Source organism: Streptomyces sp. P17 (assembly GCF_032436805.1).
GTDB lineage: Bacteria > Actinomycetota > Actinomycetes > Streptomycetales > Streptomycetaceae > Streptomyces.
This window is the reverse complement of sequence record NZ_JAVRBF010000802.1, coordinates 1-273: the sequence shown is the minus strand read 5'-3', so window position 1 is coordinate 273 and position 273 is coordinate 1. Positions and strand designations below refer to the sequence as shown.

1 protein-coding gene is annotated in these 273 nt (G+C 47.3%); it reads right to left on the bottom strand.

Annotated elements, in window-relative coordinates; genetic code table 11:
* Window positions 1-273 (bottom strand): UvrD-helicase domain-containing protein (locus tag RMT89_RS43015; RefSeq protein WP_315889200.1); only part of this gene is annotated, 273 nt, incomplete at both ends.

The following is a 273-nucleotide window of genomic DNA, read 5'->3' as shown; positions in this document are numbered from 1 at the left end:
AAATTTCGGCAAAATCGACAAGGCCAGCGCGATCACACATCTCCTGATAAGCCGCATAAATTTTTACCATTTGCTGTAGGCTATAGTCGCCACCGGCATCGATGCTGCCCGGTCTTTGCCCTTCATCTTTGCGTGCATTGATAAACCACTGAATTTGTTTGGCTGGCCAGTGTTTCTCATCCAAGTTCAGTGCTTTTAACACCCGCTTTACTAAACGCTGTTGATCGTCTGAGTCAATGATCTGGAAGCCTTGCGGTAAACCAGCCTCCTGAT